The organism is Empedobacter sp. UBA6305, assembly GCF_002440405.1.
Lineage (GTDB): Bacteria > Bacteroidota > Bacteroidia > Flavobacteriales > Weeksellaceae > Empedobacter > Empedobacter falsenii_B.
Genome location: NZ_DJTP01000016.1, coordinates 112,918 through 132,175 on the forward strand (window position 1 = coordinate 112,918; position 19,258 = coordinate 132,175).

A 19,258-nucleotide genomic window follows, 5' to 3' on the forward strand; every position below is an offset into this window, starting at 1 on the left:
GCGAGGTTTTTTGTTTTATATTCGTTACACAACAAAATACTATGAAAAAAATATTCCGAATTCTTCTCAAAACTTTAGAAGCTTTAGTTTTACTAATTGTGGTGTATTTACTTGCAGTAGTTTTGCTGCCATTAATTCCAGTAAACAAACAAAAAGAGAAGTCTAATGATCAAATCACAGCGTATATTTTGACAAATGGCGTACATACGGATATTGTGGTTCCAGTAAAATCTGAAACGATTGATTGGTCTACTTTTGTGCCTTTTTCGCATACAAAATCGAAAAAAGAATACAAATATATTGCCTTTGGTTGGGGAGATAAAGGCTTTTATTTGGATACACCAGAATGGAAAGATCTTAAATTTTCTACAGCTTTCAACGCTGCATTTTGGTTAGGAGATTCGGCGATGCATACTACTTTTTATGATAATATGACGATAGATGACGATTGTAAAAGAGTTGATTTGAGTGTAGAAGAGTATCAAAAATTAATTGTTTACATCAAGCAATCATTTGATTTGGATCAAAATAACAAAGTCGAATTAATAAAAACAGATGCTGTTTATGGAGATAGTGATTCGTTTTACGAAGCAAAAAGAAGTTATAGCTTATTTTTTACGTGTAATACGTGGGCTGCAAGCGCGTTAAAAGCAGCAAATAAAGAAGGATCATTGTGGACGGCAACACAACAAGGAATTTTTCGTCATTATGAATAAATTTTTTTAAATTATTTCTAATTCATTTTCAAAGAGTTGCCTATTAATGCGACTTGTAGAACGAAAAAAAATACTTTTAAGATTTGGAAGTAATAAAATTTGCTCTATATTTGCAACACAATATCGATAACGATACTCCTCCTTAGCTCAGTTGGTTAGAGCATCTGACTGTTAATCAGAGGGTCCTTGGTTCGAGCCCAAGAGGAGGAGCAAAAAAGACAATCAATTTGATTGTCTTTTTTTATTTCACAAATATTTAACATTTCCTCACACAACCATTCACCTAACTTTTGCATCTTACTAATAGAAAAACAAATAAAATCAGATTAGTATGAAATTTAGAAAAGTATTTAGCGTTTTAGCATTATTAATGGTTATGGTAACATTCGCACAAAAAAATATGAAAATAGATTATTCAATGTATCCAAAAGCAAAAGATGGATATGAACAGAAAATTATCACTTTAAAACCACAAGCCAATGAAGAAAACTATTTAGTTGAAATATTTGCTGGGAAAAAAACAAAGGTTGATTCTTGTAATCAATTTTTCTTAAGTGGAAATTTTGATCAAAAAACTGTTGATGGTTGGGGTTATGATTATTTTAATTTCGAAACTGATGGAAATATAGCAGGAACTTTAATGGGATGTTTTGACAATAAATCTGTCGAAAAAATTGTACATGCTCAATCTTTGCAGACGCGTTACAATAGCAAATTACCAATCGTAGTTTACGTACCAAAAGGCTATACTTTAGAATATAGAATTTGGAAAGCAGATGAAAAACTTAACATAGTTAAGTAATATTTATAGTTGTTAATTGAAAAAGCTCGAGAAATTCTCGAGCTTTTATATTTTAATGAAATACCAATTGCGTAATCGTGTAAATAACCAAACCAACAAGTCCACCAACCAGCGTCCCGTTAATCCGAATAAATTGCAAATCTTTTCCAACTTCCAATTCTAGCTTTTCGCTCAATTCTTTTCCTTCCCATTTATCAACCGTATTACTAATCAAGCTTTCCATTTCTTTGACATTTCGTAAAATCATACGGTAAATAAAATGACGCACCCAACCATTAATTTTATCAATCATTTCTTGGTTATCGTTCAAATTTTCGGTTAACTTTTTAATGTTTTTCTTAATGTAAACTTGCATTGCAGAATTTTCATCATCAAAACTTTCGGTCAGATTTTGTTTAATCGCCAACCACAAATCCAAAGCATAATCATTCAATCGTTCTTTTGTGATAAAATCATCTCGAAGCGATTCTAACCTAAATTTCCAATCGGGAGATTCTTTTATATTCTGAATATTTTCTCGGATAATTCGTTCGATATTATGACGAACTGGATGTTCTTTATCTTCTTCAACCTCATCCAAAAAACTCACCACGCCTTCTACTACTCCTTTCGATATTTTTTTACCAGCAAAAAATGAAATCACAGGATGTTTTTCGTTTAATTTATCTTTAATAATCAAATCACTTTCTAAGATATATTCTTTCGCTTTTGGAATAATTGCTTCTAAAATTTCGTTGTGTTTTTCCTTTTCTAAAATATACTCTAAACTTGATGATACTAATTCAGGTAAATCAAACTGTTTTAAAATTTCATCACCTTTCAAGGTTATAAAATCAACGACATCTTTATCATCTAAGTCTTTGACAATTTTCTTGGAGAAATTAATCAACTCTTCTTGCAACATTTCTTGATTAGCAGGTTTATTCAACCAATCTGCTGCATATTTTACAACTTCTAATTTCTCGATATATGGACGAATTGTAGATGGCGTCAAAAAATTCTCAGTTACAAACTGTCCTAAATTATCTCCGATTGCATTTTTACTATTTTCGATCAGATTTGTATGCGGAATTTTAAGTCCAAGCGGATATTTGAACAAAGCTGTAACCGCAAACCAATCGGCAAGCGCACCAACCATCGCTGCTTCGGCAAATGCTTCCACATATCCGATCCATTTCACAGGTGAATGTTGACTTAGATAAACCATCAAAAAGTAAATAAAAGCCATCAAAATGAATAATCCTGTCGCAATAGCTTTATGTTTTTTGAGGTTTTGTATTTTCTGAAGTTCCGTCATAAAAGTGTTTTGAAAATTTGTTGCAAAAATTTAGCCAATCAAAAAAGCGGAGAATTCTCCGCTCAAATTTTTGTGTTTTTGATTTATTTACTTTCCTGAAAAACCAATAATGCAACATTTGCACTCGATAATAATCGTTGGCTATGATTGATTGTAAATAATCTTTCGAAAGACGATAATTCACGGTGAACAACACCTAAAACATCGATGTTGTTTTTTGTACAATAATTGATTAAACCATCTTCTACATCTTTACTCGGTTCAATTGTAATCATCGCTTCAGGATATTCTTCTTCCCATTCTTTTTTCACGCTTAACATTTGTGGAGTAATCGATTTATCATCAACATGTACAATGTTCAACAATTTATCGTAACGTTTTGTCACTTCTTCCATTTGCGATAAAGCTTTTGCTTCTTTTTGATTGAACAATGTAGCGTAAGCAAAATTTCTTTCTTCTTTAAATTTTACATTATTTGGAACAACCAACACAGGTGCAGGCGAATTGTTAATGACATTTACCGTGTTAGAACCAAAAAACTTTTTGCCTAAACTATTTTGTCCATTCGTTCCCATCACCACGTATTGTATATCTTCTTTGTTGATAATATCCAAAATCATCAACAACAAATCGCCAACAACCAAAGAACTCTCTATTTTAACGTGTTCAAGATTATTTTCTTTTGCAATATTCTTAAGTTTATTGATATAATTTTCGAAATTTTCTTCTGTAACTTCAAGATAATTTTTAAGATTTGATTGTACCGAGACTAACTTAATATTAGTTTTGAGAACTTTTGCAAGGTTTAACGCATACAAAAAAGCATTGTTCGCTGTTTCCGAAAAATCGGTTGGAAATAATATTTTAGCCATAATAATTAAATTCTAGAATAGATTGTTCTATAAATTTACAACTAAAATTTAGGTAAAGCCACAAAAAAAGTCTTGATTTCTCAAGACTTATCTATTTTTTAACCGTTTTTAATAACCAAAACGACGCAAATCATTCTCTTTGCTTCTCCAGTCTTTTCGCACTTTCACGAAAAGTTTCAAGAATACTTTTTTATCAAAGAATTTCTCTAACTCTTCTCTTGCTTCTTTTCCTACTTTCGATAAAGACTCTCCTTTATGTCCAATAATAATTCCTTTCTGAGAGTCACGCTCAACAAAAATTTCAGCTTCGATAGAAATTAAATTCAAATCTTCTTTGAAACGTTCTGTAACTACCTCAACAGAATATGGAATCTCTTTTTGATAGTTTAATAAAATCTTTTCGCGAATTACTTCATTTACAATAAAACGCTCCGAACGGTCTGTTAATTGATCTTCTGGATAATATTGCGGACCTTCTGGAATAATTGCTTTGATCTTATTAATCAACAAATCTACATTCACGTTTTCTTTTGCCGAAATAGGTAAAATCTCTGCTTTTGGTAATAATTCGTGCCAATATTCTACTGCTTCATTTAATCGATCTGGCGTAGCTGTATCAATTTTATTCAATAATAAAATAATTGGTGTAGATGTTTTTTGCAGACGTTCGAAAACTTGTTCATTTTTCAATCGTTTTTCTCCAATTTCTACAACATAAAGAATCACATCAGCATCCACCAACGATTCATTTACTGCATCCATCATTTTTGTTTGCAGTTCATAAGCAGGATCCAAAACACCAGGCGTATCCGAAAATACAATCTGATAATCTTCTCCCGTTAAAATACCTTTGATACGATGACGTGTAGTTTGCGCTTTGTGTGTTGCGATAACCAAACGCTCTTTCATCAACATATTCATCAAAGTAGATTTTCCAACATTTGGATTTCCTATGATATTTACAAAACCGGATTTAAATTTCTTTTCGTCTGACATTCTACAAATTTAGTGATTTTTATAATATTATTTCAGATTAATATGTTGAAGAAAAGATTAATATTCTAATGAAATTTTAATTTCATAAAATTGATTTTGGTCTGTATTTTGAATAATTCTAATTAAGTTCAAAAAAATATGACGAAAGTTATGGTTTATTGAAAAATATGATTAATTTCATACATGTGTTATGGAAGATTAAATTAACCAAAATTTAAAAAAATGATGAAAGCAGAACTTATCGAAAAAGAAGAAGTAAGAAACTATAAATTTTTAGACGCGCCAAAAGACGAAGTAACGGTAGAGGCAAACAAATTGAATGGCGCAGTAAGATTAGGAAACGAATTCAAATCGAAAGCATATATTACATTTCAAACAGATCAAGGTCCTAAAAAAATTGAGACAACTGTTTGGTCTGTTACGGATAAATTTCTACAAATTAAGAATGGAGTTTTGATTCCGTTAAAATCTTTAATTGATATTCAATACTAAAAATTGTTTATTGCTTAAATTAAAAAAGGGATACGACGATGTCGTATCCCTTTTTTAATTAATTATTTTTATTGGATTCTTTCAGCAATCTAATTAACTCTGCACGTATAGCAGCTTTATCATTACTTTTCGGAAAATCTCCGATAAAAAATGTTTGTTGCGGAACTTCATAAGGTTCTAATTCACTTTTTGGAATATCAACATGTTCTGCAAATCGACTTTCTATTACCAAAGAAATTACATCTTCTGTAGATCCTTTTTTCGGAAAAGCAATCACAATAAAGTTATAATCGATATATGGTTTTAATTTTTCTTCAATCAATTCTAAATTCACCACATCTTTCCTATTCAACTTACATTCATTTCCAGAAATCCATCTAAACTTTTTCTGATCATCCGAAACAACAGCCTGTCTATATAAATTTAGTGATTCTTTTTCGTAAGGCGAATTCAAGACTAAATTACCTTTTTCATCTTCCGAAAGTTCTATTTTATCTAAAACTGTATAATCTGTTTCATCTATTTTTTTTACTGCAATTGGAAATCCATTCGCGGTAAAAACTTGATAAAAACTGGTTTTCGTTTGATCATTCAATTTACTTTTCAAATCATTTGACAAATCATCACTTTCGATTGCAATTTTTTCGATTCTAGCCAAATCTTCAAAAGAATTTTCAATCTGTTTCTTTGTCAAATAAGCATAATTTAATGCGTATCCTATTTCGTCTTGACTTTCGTCTGTTAATGGAATCTTCACTTTATCCGAATCTTCATGACAATACAAATCAAAACCTCCTTCTATGGCTTGAACCAATGAAATTTCTCCTTCATTTTCTAAAACCGATGAACTTAAAAGTGTAGAATCTCCTTTTTTCAATCCTAAAAAATTATTTAACGAATGAAACGTTTCATTTACAAATCGAGGATCAAAATTCGATACATAAACATTATCTTCTCTCGAATAATGAAAATTAACTTTTTCTTCTTTTGAATCGATCTTTTTCATCAAATCAAAAATATCATTTTGCCATTGAAAGGTATTTTTATCCTGAAATTCACTTAAAATCTCTGGAATGTTTTTATTGTTAAAATCTAACTTCATAATAATTACTTTTGTGTGTTTTTAATTTACTGATAATCAAATTAAATCAATAATTTTACCAAAAAACTCGATTAAAATGTTTTTTCAACTTTTGTTGACAAAAAGTTGAAAAAAGCAGTTTCAAAAATTGGTAATTTTATAAAATTTAATGGATAATTATTTATCTTAGCAAGATGAATCACAAAACAGATTTTTCGAATTTAAGATTTAAACGAAATCTAAATTCTAATCCATCACATATAGAGTCATTTGAATTAGATAGTTTACAAGTCAAAAGTGATTACAATTACGATGATGTAAAAAATCTGAAACAGATTAACTTTTTACCCGGAGTTGCCCCATATTTACGCGGTCCTTATACGACAATGTATGTTCGTCAACCTTGGACAATTCGCCAATATGCAGGTTTTTCTACTGCAGAAGAATCGAATGCTTTTTATAAAAGAAATTTAGCTGCTGGTCAGAAAGGGCTTTCTGTTGCCTTTGATTTGGCTACTCACCGCGGTTACGACTCAGATCATGAACGTGTTGTAGGAGATGTAGGTAAAGCTGGCGTTGCGATAGATTCTGTAGAAGATATGAAGATTTTGTTCAATGAAATTCCATTGGATAAAATTTCGGTTTCGATGACAATGAACGGAGCTGTTCTTCCTATTTTAGCTTTTTACATTGTAGCTGCAGAAGAGCAAGGCGTTTCGCAAGATCAACTTTCTGGGACCATTCAGAATGATATTTTGAAAGAGTTTATGGTGCGTAATACATACATTTATCCGCCAACTCCTTCGATGAAAATTATTGCAGATATTTTCGAATATACTTCTCAAAAAATACCTCGTTTCAATTCGATTTCTATTTCGGGTTATCACATGCAAGAAGCTGGAGCTACACCTGTTTTGGAAATGGCTTATACGCTTGCAGATGGTTACGAATATGTAAAAACTGGTTTGGAAGCAGGATTGAAAGTTGATGACTTCGCTCCTCGTTTATCATTTTTCTGGGCGATTGGAATGAATTTTCCTCAAGAAATTGCAAAAATGAGAGCTGCTCGTATGTTATGGGCAAAATTGATGCAAGAATTTGAGCCTCAAAATAAAAAATCATTAATGTTGAGAACACACTGTCAGACTTCTGGTTGGAGTTTAACAGAGCAAGAACCTTATAACAATATTGGTCGTACAGCAATCGAAGCCTTAGCTGCTGCATTAGGTGGAACACAATCTTTGCATACCAATGCATTGGACGAAGCAATTGCTTTACCAACAGATTTCTCGGCGCGTATTGCACGTAATACACAAATCATTTTACAAGAAGAAACTCAAATTTGTAGAACAGCTGATCCTTTTGGAGGAAGTTTTATGATTGAATCTTTGACAAATGAAATGGCAAATCAAGCCTGGGAATATATTCAAGAAGTTCGTGAATTAGGTGGAATGACGCAAGCCATAGAAGCTGGAATTCCAAAAATGCGTATTGAAGAAGCTGCTGCAAAAAAACAAGCCAAAATTGATTCTGGTGAAGTTGCGATTGTTGGTGTTAATGCTTATCGCTCGAAATTAGAACAACAAGAGTTCGAAATTTTAGAAGTTGACAACACAGCAGTTCGTCAAAAACAAATTGATCGATTAAATCAAATTAAGGCCGAGCGTAATAGCGAAGCTGTTCAAGATATTTTAGCGCAATTAACAAAAGCTGCTGAAACAGGCGAAGGAAATTTATTAGAATTATCTATCGAAGCGGCTCGTCGTCGTGTTACGTTAGGTGAAATTTCTGATGCATTAGAAGCTGTTTTTGGACGTCATAAAGCAATTACAAGAGGAATTCAAGGAGTTTATGCTATGGAAGCAGGTAAAATGAATAAATTTGAGGAAGCTCGTAATTTAGCTGACGAGTTTGCAGAAGAAGACGGACGTCGCCCTCGTATTATGGTAGCAAAAATGGGACAAGACGGTCACGATCGTGGTGCAAAAGTCGTTGCAACCTCTTTTGCGGATATGGGATTTGATGTGGATATTTCCCCATTGTTCCAAACGCCAGCAGAAGTTGCAAAGCAAGCTGTAGAGAATGATGTTCATATTTTAGGAATTTCTTCTTTGGCTGCAGGTCACAAAACATTGGTTCCGGAAGTTGTAAAGCAATTGAAAGAATTAGGTAGAGATGATGTTTATATCGTAGTCGGAGGTGTTATTCCGCGTCAAGATTATGATTATCTTTATCAAAATGGTGCAGATGCAATCTTTGGCCCAGGTACAAACTTAGCTGAATGTGCCTGCGAAATTTTAGAGAATTTATTGAAATCTTATAAATAAATCTATTTTAGTATGAGTATTCCTGTCTATTGACAGGAATATTTTTATATTTATACCACACAAACCTTAAAGCGAAATGAATAAAACTCTTCGAAATATTATCTTAATCATCTGTACAATTTTTATTATATGGTTTATTGGATACTTTCTGATTGGAGATTTTATCAGTTTAGAATTCGCGAATCATGACTTTGCAAAACTATTTCCAAAGCTTTTAACTTTTGCTGCGGCAGTTAGTATTTATGTGCTTTTTCTACTTTCGATCAAAAAGAAAGACGGATGGAGTTTTATGAATGTGATGAAATTTATCTTTGGAATTATCTTCGGATTTCTTCCACTTTTAACCTTCGAATATTATAGTATTGGAAGTTGTACAAATTGGAAAATTGATAAAAAAATTCAAAAAACGCTTTATAAATCCAATTCTTCTGATTCAGAAAAAATTGTTTTAATCGAAACATTTTGTCCAGAATCTAACCTAAAAACAACTCAAGTAAAGCGAATTGTAGAGATTACACCACTTTTTATAACAACTTCTGAAATTGATCTAAATAAAATTTCGGATAAAAGTTGGAAAAAACTTTAATCAAAATTAAACTTTGCCCAAAATTTGATGTCTAACAGATGAAGTAACCAATTCATCTCATGACAAAATATATTCTATCATTTCTTTTTAGTTTGATTACGATTTTTTCTTTTGGACAAGAAAAGATTACCGTCACTGGAAAAGTAACGGATGTACTTAATTTTCCTTTAACTGATTCTGAAGTTATTTTAGGCAATAAAGCCGATTCTACACAAATTTCTACTACATCTACAAATGATGATGGTACGTTCAAAATTGAAATTAATCTACAAGATAAACCTGTTTATTTAATTATTGATGATCCTTTAGAAGGCGTTTTCAAACAAAGTTTCGAATCGATCAAAAACAATATTGATCTTGGAACAATTATCATTAATCCGATGATTTATGATTTGGATGAAGTTGTGGTGACAAATGTGGAACCTATGGTTGTAAAACAAGATACAATCGAATATAATGCTGATTCTTACAAAGTAAAACCGAATGCAAATTTGGAAGCTTTATTGAGAGAATTACCAGGTTTTGAAATGGATGATAGCGGAAATATTACGGTAAATGGAAAAGATGTTAATGAGATTTTGATTGATGGTGAACCATTTTTTGGAACAGATGGAAAAGTTGCGTTAGAAAATTTACCTGCGGATATTATCAAAAAAATTCAGGTTTCGGATTATAAAACAAAGAACGAAAAATTCTCTGGAGAACGTTCGAAATCGGATAAATCTTCGCTAAACATTACCTTGAAAGAAGATAAAAAGAAAGGTTATATGCTCAAAGCCACGGCGGGTTACGGAACGGATAATCATTACGAAGGCAATTTGATGGCAAATTATTTTAAAGGTAAAAAGAAAATTAATTTAATTGGTTCTTCAACGGATATTGCGGCTTCTGGAATGACAAGCGGTGAAGGTTCGCGTGGTCGTGGCGGAATGGGACGAAGAGGTTCTGATGGAGTAACGACAAATACTTCGATTGGATTGAATTATAGCGATCAATTAAATGATAATTTGAAAATTGGAGCTGATTATCGTTTGAATCATTCCTTTACGAAAAACGATCAATATCAACATGTAGAAAACTTTTCTCCAAAAAATATTTATACTTCTGATGCGAATTCTAAAACTAAAAGTGAAACGTATGGTCATAATTTTGGAACAAATTTAGAATGGACGAAAAACAATACAAAAATTTATTTTTATCCATCGTTTAGTAATTCTTCGTCTACAAATTCATCAATTTCGGATAGTAAAACATATTCAGATTTGGGTGATTTGAGAAATCAAATGAATCAAACTTCAAATGGAAAATCAAGCTCGAATACATTTAATACATTATTATCACTTAATCAGAAATTCAAAAATAAATCTTATTTAGACTTTAATTCAAGTATTTCGATTGGTAAAACAGATCGAAATTCGTTCATCAATTCGACAACTTTATATACAAATGATACTATTGCGGATATTTATAGAAACATCAATGAGAAAAATATTTCGAAAAATAATCAATACAATTTTGATGTAAAATATACGTATCCAATTACAGATTCTTTGAAAATCGCCGTTGGTTCTGCTTATAATTTAACCGATTCTGAAACCAATAATAGAACGTGGAATTATAATGATGTAACGGGAGAATATGACAATTTGAACAATGATTTGACGCGTTTTTATTCAACCAAATTGAATGAATTTAATCCGTATGCTCAATTATTATTGAACAAAAATAAAATTTCGGCAACAGTTCGTTTTGGAGCAAACATCTACAATCAACAAAATTTTGGAACGTTTAAAGCAGATGATTACAGCTCAACTCAGAACAAAACTTTACCAGATATTTCGGGAAATATTCGTTATCAAAACGGAAACAACTCACTTTCCTTAATGTATAATTATCAGACAAGTTTGGCTTCGACATCACAAGTTTTACCAATTTTAGACGAAACTGATCCGTTAGATGTTTTCAAAGGTAATCCAGATCTTGATCCCAATAAAGCACATCGAATCAATTTGATGTTTAGCAATTTCGATCGTAAAACTCGTCAAGGATTTAATGCTAACTTAGGTTATACGTACAACGAATCAAATATTGTGAATTACACAGAAATGGATTATTCGATTTATAAACGAACAACAACATATGAAAATGTAAAAGGAAATTATCGTCTGAATGGTAACTTTTTCTTTAATAAACAATATCAAAAAGGGATCAATAAATTTAGAGTAAATGTAGGAATGTCGGCGAGTTATGCTTTAACGCAAGGTTTTAGAGATGCGGTGAAATATGAGCAATACAATACAACTTTATCACCTACATTGAGATTAAACTGGGATTATGGTGATTATTTAACGATTTCACCTTCTTATCGTTTGAACTTCACAAATTCTAAATATGTCAATTACTCAATTGATAATCAAAATAATATTACGCACAATTTCGGAATTAAAACTATTTCTACTTTTCCTAAAAATTTGACTTGGACAAATGATTTCAGTTACAATTATAACTCGAGAATGGCAGCAGGTTTCAAGCGTGATTTCTTTTTGTGGAATACAAGTTTGATGTATCGTTTCTTCGATGATAAATTGGAGGCTGGTGTTAAAGTTTACGATTTATTGAATCAAAATAACAGTTATACGCGTACAATTACAGCGGAATCAACAATCGATCAACGCAATAATATTCTGACTCGTTTTGTGATGTTCTCGTTAACATTCAACTTAAATCAGTTTGGTGGAAAATCTACAAAAGGTGGAGACGGAGACCGACCAAGAGAAGGCGGAATGCGAAGAATGTAAATGCAGTAGTAAAATAACAAAAAAACGGCTCAATTTTGAACCGTTTTTTTTGTTAATTATCTTTATCAACTCCTGTTTTTTTCTTGTATTTTTTGATAATATTCTTCTTCTACTTTATCAAATTCTGATATCGAAATTACTTTTCCTTTCGTGGGTTTTGTTTTGTCATGTTGAATTTATTTCAAAATCGAATATTGTTTATGATGAGAATGTGAAACGAATTCAGATTGATATACGAATAATTTATTCTAAAATATATTTCAACTTGTAGCCAAACATTCCACGATCTTTAATAATATCAGCAACACCTTCTGGACATTCATTTTCCCAATCTTGTTCAGCGTTAGCAATTTTTTCTAAAATTCGGCGCGAATAAGAATCTAAATAACCTCTATTGTAATTCAAAATATCTTGAATTCTTCCGTTATACAAGAAATATTTGTACAATTCGTGCACACTATCACTTACTTGTAGATTTTTCGACGTCAACAAAATATCTTTTTCTTTGTCTAAATATGGATACAGATAAACTTTTACATTTTTCTTGAATAATTTTCCGAAAGCTTCCATAATTCCGCCTGGTAAATCGGCATAATATTGCTCATTGAAAATTTCGACTAAATTATTAACACCCATTGCTAAACCAACTTTGGTTTGATTTCGAGTGAATTTTGAGAAATAATCAACCAATTTATAATATTCAGAAAAGTTAGAAATGATTACATTGTAACCTAAACTACCAATAATATCAGCCCGATCTAAGAAATCTCGTTCATTCAATTCGCCTTCAAAACCAGAAGCAATCAAGTTAGAAAGCGTAATCTCGAATAAAATTTCGGTATTATCTGTTCGAACATCATCTTCCTGTTTGAAAATTTCTAAACCACCTTTGAACATGTCCATATTTACATTCATAAAAGGCCGGAAAGAACCACGAACAGCGAAGATATTTTTCTTGTATAATAAATCGGCAGGTAAAATATTTTTTCCTTGTGGATTGAAAACCGCAACATCAGTCATTCCATTTTTAACCAATTGAAGAGACATTAAACGATTATCAACATATTTGAATTGTGGTCCACGAAAGTTAATCATATCAATTTCTAACTGATCTTTATCCAACGTATCGTACAAAGATTTGATTAATTTTCGAGGATTATCGTAGTAATAATAAGCACCATAAATCAAATTAACCCCCAAAACACCTAAAGTTTCTTGTTGCAATTGAGCGGTATTTTCTTTGAATTTTACATGAAAAATAATTTCGTTTGCTTTTTCTTCTTCTGCATTCAATTTGAAACGTAAACCAATCCAACCTTGACCTTCATTTTTCTTTGAATAATCAATTGTTGTTACCGTATTTGCGTAGGTGAAAAATGCTTTTTCTTTGTAGTGATCGTGGACTAGACGCTCTTTCATCAATTCCATCTCATGATCCAACATTTTTTTAAGGCGAGCTTGTGTCACATAACGACGATTTTCTTCTACACCATATATAGAATCGGACATTTCTTTGTCATAAGCACTCATCGCTTTTGCAACAGTACCCGAAGCAGCACCTGCGCGATAAAAAAAACGAACGGTTTCTTGACCTGCTCCAATTTCTGCAAAAGAACCGTATATTTTCGGATTCAAATTGATCTCTAAAGCTTTTTGTTTAGGAGTAAGAACTTGTTCTAATGCCATATTTTAATTTCAAATAGTTTGTGGTAAATTTACCAAATCATTATGGCTAAATCAAATATAAAAATACATTTTTTAGGAACAGGGACTTCACAAGGAATTCCGATTATTGGTAGCGATCATCCGGTATGTTTGTCAACAAATCAAAAAGATAAACGTTTGCGTTCTTCTTTGTTGTTAGAAAAGGATGGAAAGATTATTACGATAGATAGTGGACCAGATTTTAGACAACAAATGTTACGTTATAATGCGCATAGATTGGACGGAATCCTGTATACACACGAGCATAATGACCATGTTTTAGGATTGGATGATATTCGCCCGTTGGTTTTCAAATCTGGAGAAGATATGAATGTCTATGGTTTGAAACGAGTGTTGGATGAATTACATAATCGATTTCCATATATGTTTGCTGAACATAAATATCCTGGAGTGCCAACGGTGATAGAGAATGTTGTGGAAGATGAAAAATTTTTGGTTGTTGGATTTACGATTGAACCAATAAAAGTTTTGCATGGACCTTTGCCTATTTTGGGTTATTTGATTGATGATAAAATTGCTTATTTGACAGATGTAAAAACAATTCCGACAGAATCGCTTGAGAAATTACGTGGAGTAGAAGTTTTAATCATTAGTGCGCTACGAGTAGAACAAGAACATTTTTCGCATATATTATTAGATGAAGCCATACGATACTCGGATTTGATAGGTGCAAAGCAGACATATTTTACACATATTTCGCATCATTTGGGATTTCATGATGAAGTAGAGGAAAAATTACCAGAAGGTAAACATTTGGCTTACGATACGTTAGAAATAATTCTGTAAAAAGTTTAAAAAATAGTTGGAAAAATAAATAAACTAACATTATATTTGCAGTCCATAAAGGCTCGGATGGCGGAATTGGTAGACGCGCACGACTCAAACTCGTGTTCCTTTGGAGTGTGGGTTCGATTCCCACTCCGAGTACTATAAAAGGTTGTTAATTATTTGATTTTCAACCTTTTTTGTTATATGGTAAAATAATAAATTACCATATTTGTTACCATTGTCATGTGTTTTTCATATGTCATGAAATAATATGAAACTAATGTAAAGATATAATTTTAAAATTATATTTATGCAAGAGTTGGTTGTTATCGAGAAAGATGTTCTCGAAAAATTAATTTTTAGAGTTGTTGATAAAGCAATTCATAATTTAATGGTAGCTAATAATAATACAGGTAAATTAAGTGTTATTACTAGTGATGATAAAAGTGTATTTGATCCAGAGAAGCATTATACTACTAAGGAGGTCGCTAAATTGTTTGATAGAACAGTAAGGTGTATTTACAATTGGTGTAAAGATGGTACGTTTAAAAAACGTAAATTCAAAGGAGAATTATACTTTGTCAAAGAGGAGGTTCATTCATTGTTCAATCAAATTTGTGAATAATGAATATAGGTTTTTTAAAATTTTATTTTACGAACCAAGACAGTGATTTGTTTTACCGATGTAAAATCACTTACAGCAATTATATCTTTATTCTTCTTCCTAAACAACAATTCAGCATTTAATATATTTTATAAAAAGTTAAGCAGGTTTTTTGAACCTGCTTTTTTTATTTTTAATATACTGTACTTTTCATCTTAAGCGTATTGTCACCAATATTGTAAGCGTAAATTGAAGAAGGAAGGAATGTAAATTTATAATCTCCAATTTCCTTTACGCCACTCTGATCGATTGATGTTACCAGCGCGCTTGTAAATTGATTCGCTTCACAAAATTGAATTAGACTTGCCAACTCTTGTGGTTTATCAAAATATCTGTTACTCCATTTAATTTCCACGCCCCACAATGGTTTGAATTTTTTATCATCAAGTAAAACCAGATCAACTTCTCCTTCTTTGCGGTCTTTCCATCGTGCATAAGTAAGGTCAAGATTTTCACGGTGCATCCACTGAGATAGAATTGCGGTTTCCACCATATTTCCCATTTCAGAATCAGATTCTGTTATCGGTGAAAATAATGCTGTTCTAAGTGATGGATTTGTAAGGTAAACTTTGAAGCTTGTCACTCGTTTCATCTTCTTTGCATTGATGTCAACTTTATGTAAAACCTTTATTAAGAAAGCTGCTTCTAAGTATTCTAAATATTTTTTCAACGTGTCTTTGGTTATTCCACTGTCTTTAGACATTGCTTCGTATGAAAACTCGTTACCTGTATTGTATGCAACGTATGTAAAAAAACGATTTAACTCTTGAACATCTTTTATTCCATACAAACTTGGAAGATCTCGTAATAGAACCTTATCAACAATATCATTTTTTACATAACGTCCCATATCACTTTGGATTTTTTCAGACATAACGACTTCAGGATATCCACCAAAATTTAGATAATTGATAAATTCTCCGTTAAGAGTTTTAACATCATGTGTTAAGCAATAGGGAATACTTCGATCATTGTAGACGATAGAATCTTGATAAATAAGATGGTCTAAACCTTTTAAATGAATATATTCTTGAAATGTAAGCGGTGGCAACATAAAGTCTGTAAAACGACCTGCGCCACTTTCAGAACTATGCCATCTTAATGCCGCCGCCGCAGAGCCTGATACAATGAATTTGATATCTGGGTAACTGTCAACCAATACTTTTAAATGACGCTCCCAATCTTTTAGATATTGTATTTCATCAAAGAAAACATAACTATTATTTAGATCTTTTAATTTGAGCGCATCCTTACAAAGATTGAGTAAATCTTCAAGTCCTAAGTTGATGTAAATTGGATTGTCTATTCCGATAAAGAATATTTTCTTGGGATCAATTCCTTCCTTGATTAATTCATCAATTGTGTGGAACATCATTACTGTTTTACCAACACGTCTAGGCCCCATTAATACGACAGCTCTGCGAACATCAGTGTCTTTAACGAAAGGGTAAAATAAATCGAAATACAAACGCTTAGACATCTGCCTGTAGTTGGATGGGATCTCTTTTGTAACCCACCAAGGATTTTCGTAATGTAATCGTTCGACGATTTTTTCTGTAGGAATAACACTTAAAAAATTCATAAATCCGCTTATTTGTACAAAAATAGTAAAAATAAGCAGTCTGTAACATGCTTATTTGTGTTAAAATTGTATAAATAAGAGTTTTTTGTGAATTATAAATCTCTTATTTATTAAGAAGTAAACGACTTTTATTTAAAAATTTCTGATTTTAATATTATCTTTACCAATGTTGTGTAAATAAACATTAATATGAAAAAAATTTTGATAATATTCTATTCTTTCATTTTATTTGGCTGGTTTAGTTTAAAGTATAAAAATGATTTTGATTTTTTATCTGGAGATAATGTAATTGTAAAAATTAGTAGTTACTCTTATAGTATGATTGAAGACTTTTTAAATGAATTTCTGAGTAAGTATAATTTTAGCCTTCATCCTTTATTAATTGTGGGAATTATATTTTCATTAATTTTTCTAATTATTACTATAAAAAATAAGATTAATGATTCAACTAATGATTCGTCAGATTCGGCTATGGCTTTTCTAATGCATGAAACATATACTAGAAGTCCTGAGTATAAAGAACAGCAGCGTCAAAAAAAGCGTCAAAAAATCAAAAGACATTCTGAAAAAAAACAAATTGGTTGACTGGTGAGACATACACTCAACATTTTGAAGATGGTGAAAAAGTAGGGGTTTACAAGAAAGAAAAAAAATGGTTTTCTGGAGAAGAGTATATACAACATTATGATAATGATGGAAACGTTAATGGTAAATCGAAAGCTAAAAAAAATTGGTTAACTGGGGAAGAATTTACTCAACATTATGATGAACAAGGTGAAAAAACAGGGAAATCTAAAATAGGATCCTCGTTATTTTCTAGTAATGATAAATTAAATCACAAACTTGATGATTCATATAATGGAGAGTATACACATCATTGGGAAAGTGATGATATTGAAGATATTTCAGATGAGATTAATGATGATGACCGTGATAATGAAACAAGAAGGTTATTTGACGAATTAATTGAAATTAAAAAAAAGAAAAACAAAAAATAAATAAAAAAACCTCAACATGATGAATGTTGAGGTTTTTAATTTATTCTAACTCTTGATTTATTTCTTTGAAGTTAGCTAGTGCAGCTTCAATAGTTTCTACAATTTCTAAAGCCAGAATATCTGGATCTGGTAAATTATCTAAATCCGTTAAGGATTGATCTTTAATCCAGAAAATATCCAAAGATGTTTTATCACGAGTGACAATTTCATCATAGCTGTATTTACGCCATCTACCATCAGGGTTACCTTCTGACCATGTTTCTTTACGTTTGTTGATATTGGATGCATTATAAAGCTTTACAAACTCATTTAGATCGTTTTCTGTTAATGGTTTCTTCTTTAATGTATGATGAACATTGGTACGGTAATCATAAATCCAAATATCTTTCGTCCATGGATCTTTAGATGCAGGTTTGTTGTTAAAGAACAAAACATTTGCTTTAACACCATTAGCATAAAAGATACCAGTTGGTAAACGAAGAATCGTATGTAGTTCAGTTGATTTTAATAACTGCTTACGGATTTCTTCACCTGCACCACCTTCAAACAAAACGTTGTCTGGTAATACAACAGCTGCTTCACCATTGATCTTCATTAACGATTTAATATGTTGTAAGAAGTTTAACTGTTTGTTGGATGTAGTTTCCCAGAAATCTTGACGATTATAGTTCATGTCGTCGCGTTCAACTTCACCGTCTTCATTGGTTACAGTATAAGAACTTTTCTTCCCAAAAGGAGGATTAGCTAAAACATAATCATAAGTCTTAGAGTCAGTAGCGATTAAGGCATCAGAAGACTTTATAAGCGGTTCTCCATCGATTTCTCCAATACCATGAAGGTACAGATTCATTAAGCACATACGTCGTGTATTTGCCACGATTTCGTTCCCATGAAAAGTTTCGTCTTTTAGGAATTTTTTCTCGTCACGATCTAAAGAATGATTCTTCGTGATATATTCATAAGCTGAAAGGAAAAAACCACCAGAACCACAAGCGGGATCGATGATTGTTTTCATTGGTTTAGGTTGTACACACTTTACCATTGTATTAATTAATGGACGTGGAGTGAAGTATTGTCCCGCACCAGATTTTGTATCTTCAGCATTCTTTTCTAATAATCCTTCATAGATCTTACCTTTAATATCAGACCCTATCATCGCCCAATTTTCTTGGTCGATTAGATGAATGATTCGTAATAATTTTGCTGGATCCTGAACTTTGTTTTGGCTCTTGGCATAAATCTGTCCTAACATACCTTTCTCTGTAGAAAGTGTACGTAACAACTGAACATAAAACGCTTCTAATTCTGCACCATTTTTGTTCGTTAAACTTTCCCAGTTGCAAATATCACCACCATCAATTTCTTTTCCCTCTATATCTTTTATACGAGGTAGTTCAATATTCTTTGAGTATGGTGGCTTATTTAACTCATCTACCATCTTAAGGAATAGTAGATAAGTGATTTGTTCTAAGTAATCTCCGTAACCAACACCATCGTCGCGCATAACGTTGGCAAGGTTCCATATTTTAGATATAATTGCTGATTCTGTCATTT

17 protein-coding genes and 2 tRNA genes are annotated in these 19,258 nt (G+C 31.6%); 12 read left to right on the plus strand and 7 right to left on the minus strand.

The genetic code is table 11. The features are described 5' to 3' along the window. The first annotated feature begins 41 nt into the window (after positions 1-41). The 3 genes from B3M86_RS04200 (at position 42) to B3M86_RS04210 (ending at position 1,518) form a co-directional block, all read left to right on the plus strand. Positions 42-716, plus strand: coding sequence for a TIGR02117 family protein (locus tag B3M86_RS04200; RefSeq protein WP_286496157.1), 675 nt, complete (start codon positions 42-44; stop codon positions 714-716). Between the two features lie 136 nt (positions 717-852). Further along, positions 853-926 (plus strand) — tRNA-Asn (locus B3M86_RS04205). A 121-nt stretch (positions 927-1,047) separates the two neighbouring features. Beyond that, on the plus strand, positions 1,048-1,518 hold the full coding sequence (locus B3M86_RS04210) for an ecotin family protein (protein ID WP_280045405.1): 471 nt from the start codon (positions 1,048-1,050) through the stop codon (positions 1,516-1,518). Between the two features lie 52 nt (positions 1,519-1,570). Here the strand turns inward: B3M86_RS04210 and B3M86_RS04215 are convergent, their stop codons facing one another. From B3M86_RS04215 to era, 3 genes are all read right to left on the minus strand, one after another. Next, on the minus strand, positions 1,571-2,815 hold the full coding sequence (locus B3M86_RS04215; RefSeq protein ID WP_286496155.1) for a DUF445 domain-containing protein: 1,245 nt from the start codon (positions 2,813-2,815) through the stop codon (positions 1,571-1,573). A gap of 83 nt (positions 2,816-2,898) precedes the next feature. After that, complete coding sequence (locus B3M86_RS04220) at positions 2,899-3,687, minus strand: universal stress protein (RefSeq protein WP_125350660.1); 789 nt, start codon at positions 3,685-3,687, stop codon at positions 2,899-2,901. Positions 3,688-3,795: 108 nt separating this feature from the next. Continuing rightward, positions 3,796-4,683 (minus strand): GTPase Era, encoded by an 888-nt coding sequence (gene era / locus B3M86_RS04225; protein ID WP_038334822.1) that lies wholly within the window; start codon positions 4,681-4,683, stop codon positions 3,796-3,798. A gap of 222 nt (positions 4,684-4,905) precedes the next feature. On the opposite strand from era, the gene B3M86_RS04230 reads away from it, so the two are divergent. Then, on the plus strand, positions 4,906-5,175 hold the full coding sequence (locus B3M86_RS04230; protein WP_038334819.1) for a hypothetical protein: 270 nt from the start codon (positions 4,906-4,908) through the stop codon (positions 5,173-5,175). 58 nt (positions 5,176-5,233) lie between these two features. Here the strand turns inward: B3M86_RS04230 and B3M86_RS04235 are convergent, their stop codons facing one another. After that, complete coding sequence (locus B3M86_RS04235) at positions 5,234-6,277, minus strand: hypothetical protein (RefSeq protein ID WP_219034248.1); 1,044 nt, start codon at positions 6,275-6,277, stop codon at positions 5,234-5,236. 173 nt (positions 6,278-6,450) lie between these two features. Here B3M86_RS04235 and scpA point away from each other — a divergent pair, with 173 nt between their 5' ends. From scpA to B3M86_RS04250, 3 genes are all read left to right on the plus strand, one after another. Continuing rightward, positions 6,451-8,583, plus strand: coding sequence for a methylmalonyl-CoA mutase (gene scpA, locus B3M86_RS04240; protein WP_280051711.1), 2,133 nt, complete (start codon positions 6,451-6,453; stop codon positions 8,581-8,583). 76 nt (positions 8,584-8,659) lie between these two features. After that, a complete protein-coding gene (locus B3M86_RS04245) occupies positions 8,660-9,169 on the plus strand; it encodes a hypothetical protein (RefSeq protein WP_038334805.1) in 510 nt (169 codons plus the stop codon). Between the two features lie 59 nt (positions 9,170-9,228). Further along, entirely contained in the window at positions 9,229-11,967 is a 2,739-nt protein-coding gene (locus B3M86_RS04250) for an outer membrane beta-barrel protein (protein ID WP_291075440.1), read from the plus strand. 243 nt (positions 11,968-12,210) lie between these two features. Here the strand turns inward: B3M86_RS04250 and B3M86_RS04255 are convergent, their stop codons facing one another. Next, positions 12,211-13,653 (minus strand): TonB-dependent receptor, encoded by a 1,443-nt coding sequence (locus B3M86_RS04255; protein ID WP_291075438.1) that lies wholly within the window; start codon positions 13,651-13,653, stop codon positions 12,211-12,213. A gap of 42 nt (positions 13,654-13,695) precedes the next feature. Between B3M86_RS04255 and B3M86_RS04260 the strand changes: the two genes are divergently transcribed. From B3M86_RS04260 to B3M86_RS04270, 3 genes are all read left to right on the plus strand, one after another. Next, positions 13,696-14,478 carry an MBL fold metallo-hydrolase gene (locus tag B3M86_RS04260; RefSeq protein ID WP_291046347.1) on the plus strand — a complete coding sequence of 261 codons (783 nt, stop codon included), beginning with the start codon at positions 13,696-13,698 and terminating at the stop codon, positions 14,476-14,478. Between the two features lie 60 nt (positions 14,479-14,538). Further along, positions 14,539-14,619 (plus strand) — tRNA-Leu (locus tag B3M86_RS04265). 151 nt (positions 14,620-14,770) lie between these two features. Next, the gene (locus B3M86_RS04270; protein WP_284583065.1) at positions 14,771-15,085 is read left to right on the plus strand and encodes a helix-turn-helix domain-containing protein; all 315 of its coding nucleotides are present in this window, start codon (positions 14,771-14,773) and stop codon (positions 15,083-15,085) included. 172 nt (positions 15,086-15,257) lie between these two features. Here B3M86_RS04270 and B3M86_RS04275 read toward each other — a convergent pair whose 3' ends face one another. Beyond that, on the minus strand, positions 15,258-16,604 hold the full coding sequence (locus B3M86_RS04275; protein WP_291069283.1) for an ATP-binding protein: 1,347 nt from the start codon (positions 16,602-16,604) through the stop codon (positions 15,258-15,260). Positions 16,605-16,895: 291 nt separating this feature from the next. Between B3M86_RS04275 and B3M86_RS04280 the strand changes: the two genes are divergently transcribed. Further along, positions 16,896-17,291: a hypothetical protein gene (locus tag B3M86_RS04280; RefSeq protein ID WP_291069281.1), complete on the plus strand. Its 396-nt coding sequence runs from the start codon at positions 16,896-16,898 to the stop codon at positions 17,289-17,291. Then, positions 17,288-17,704, plus strand: coding sequence for a hypothetical protein (locus B3M86_RS04285; RefSeq protein WP_291069279.1), 417 nt, complete (start codon positions 17,288-17,290; stop codon positions 17,702-17,704). The genes B3M86_RS04280 and B3M86_RS04285 overlap by 4 nt, the downstream gene beginning before the upstream one ends. 40 nt (positions 17,705-17,744) lie before the next feature. Here the strand turns inward: B3M86_RS04285 and B3M86_RS04290 are convergent, their stop codons facing one another. Then, the gene (locus B3M86_RS04290; RefSeq protein ID WP_291069277.1) at positions 17,745-19,256 is read right to left on the minus strand and encodes an HsdM family class I SAM-dependent methyltransferase; all 1,512 of its coding nucleotides are present in this window, start codon (positions 19,254-19,256) and stop codon (positions 17,745-17,747) included. Positions 19,257-19,258 lie beyond the last annotated feature (2 nt).

Excerpts from the sequence above, each read along its gene's own strand:
- B3M86_RS04245 (WP_038334805.1), top strand. The coding sequence starts at position 8,660 with ATGAATAAAACTCTTCGAAATATTATCTTAATCATCTGTACAATTTTT.
- B3M86_RS04235 (WP_219034248.1), bottom strand. The coding sequence starts at position 6,277 with ATGAAGTTAGATTTTAACAATAAAAACATTCCAGAGATTTTAAGTGAA.
- B3M86_RS04275 (WP_291069283.1), bottom strand. The coding sequence starts at position 16,604 with ATGTCTAAGCGTTTGTATTTCGATTTATTTTACCCTTTCGTTAAAGAC.
- B3M86_RS04260 (WP_291046347.1), top strand. The coding sequence starts at position 13,696 with ATGGCTAAATCAAATATAAAAATACATTTTTTAGGAACAGGGACTTCA.
- B3M86_RS04280 (WP_291069281.1), top strand. The coding sequence starts at position 16,896 with ATGAAAAAAATTTTGATAATATTCTATTCTTTCATTTTATTTGGCTGG.
- B3M86_RS04255 (WP_291075438.1), bottom strand. The coding sequence starts at position 13,653 with ATGGCATTAGAACAAGTTCTTACTCCTAAACAAAAAGCTTTAGAGATC.
- B3M86_RS04250 (WP_291075440.1), top strand. The coding sequence starts at position 9,229 with ATGACAAAATATATTCTATCATTTCTTTTTAGTTTGATTACGATTTTT.
- era (WP_038334822.1), bottom strand. The coding sequence starts at position 4,683 with ATGTCAGACGAAAAGAAATTTAAATCCGGTTTTGTAAATATCATAGGA.
- B3M86_RS04210 (WP_280045405.1), top strand. The coding sequence starts at position 1,048 with ATGAAATTTAGAAAAGTATTTAGCGTTTTAGCATTATTAATGGTTATG.
- B3M86_RS04220 (WP_125350660.1), bottom strand. The coding sequence starts at position 3,687 with ATGGCTAAAATATTATTTCCAACCGATTTTTCGGAAACAGCGAACAAT.
- B3M86_RS04215 (WP_286496155.1), bottom strand. The coding sequence starts at position 2,815 with ATGACGGAACTTCAGAAAATACAAAACCTCAAAAAACATAAAGCTATT.
- B3M86_RS04230 (WP_038334819.1), top strand. The coding sequence starts at position 4,906 with ATGATGAAAGCAGAACTTATCGAAAAAGAAGAAGTAAGAAACTATAAA.
- B3M86_RS04270 (WP_284583065.1), top strand. The coding sequence starts at position 14,771 with ATGCAAGAGTTGGTTGTTATCGAGAAAGATGTTCTCGAAAAATTAATT.
- B3M86_RS04290 (WP_291069277.1), bottom strand. The coding sequence starts at position 19,256 with ATGACAGAATCAGCAATTATATCTAAAATATGGAACCTTGCCAACGTT.
- B3M86_RS04200 (WP_286496157.1), top strand. The coding sequence starts at position 42 with ATGAAAAAAATATTCCGAATTCTTCTCAAAACTTTAGAAGCTTTAGTT.
- scpA (WP_280051711.1), top strand. The coding sequence starts at position 6,451 with ATGAATCACAAAACAGATTTTTCGAATTTAAGATTTAAACGAAATCTA.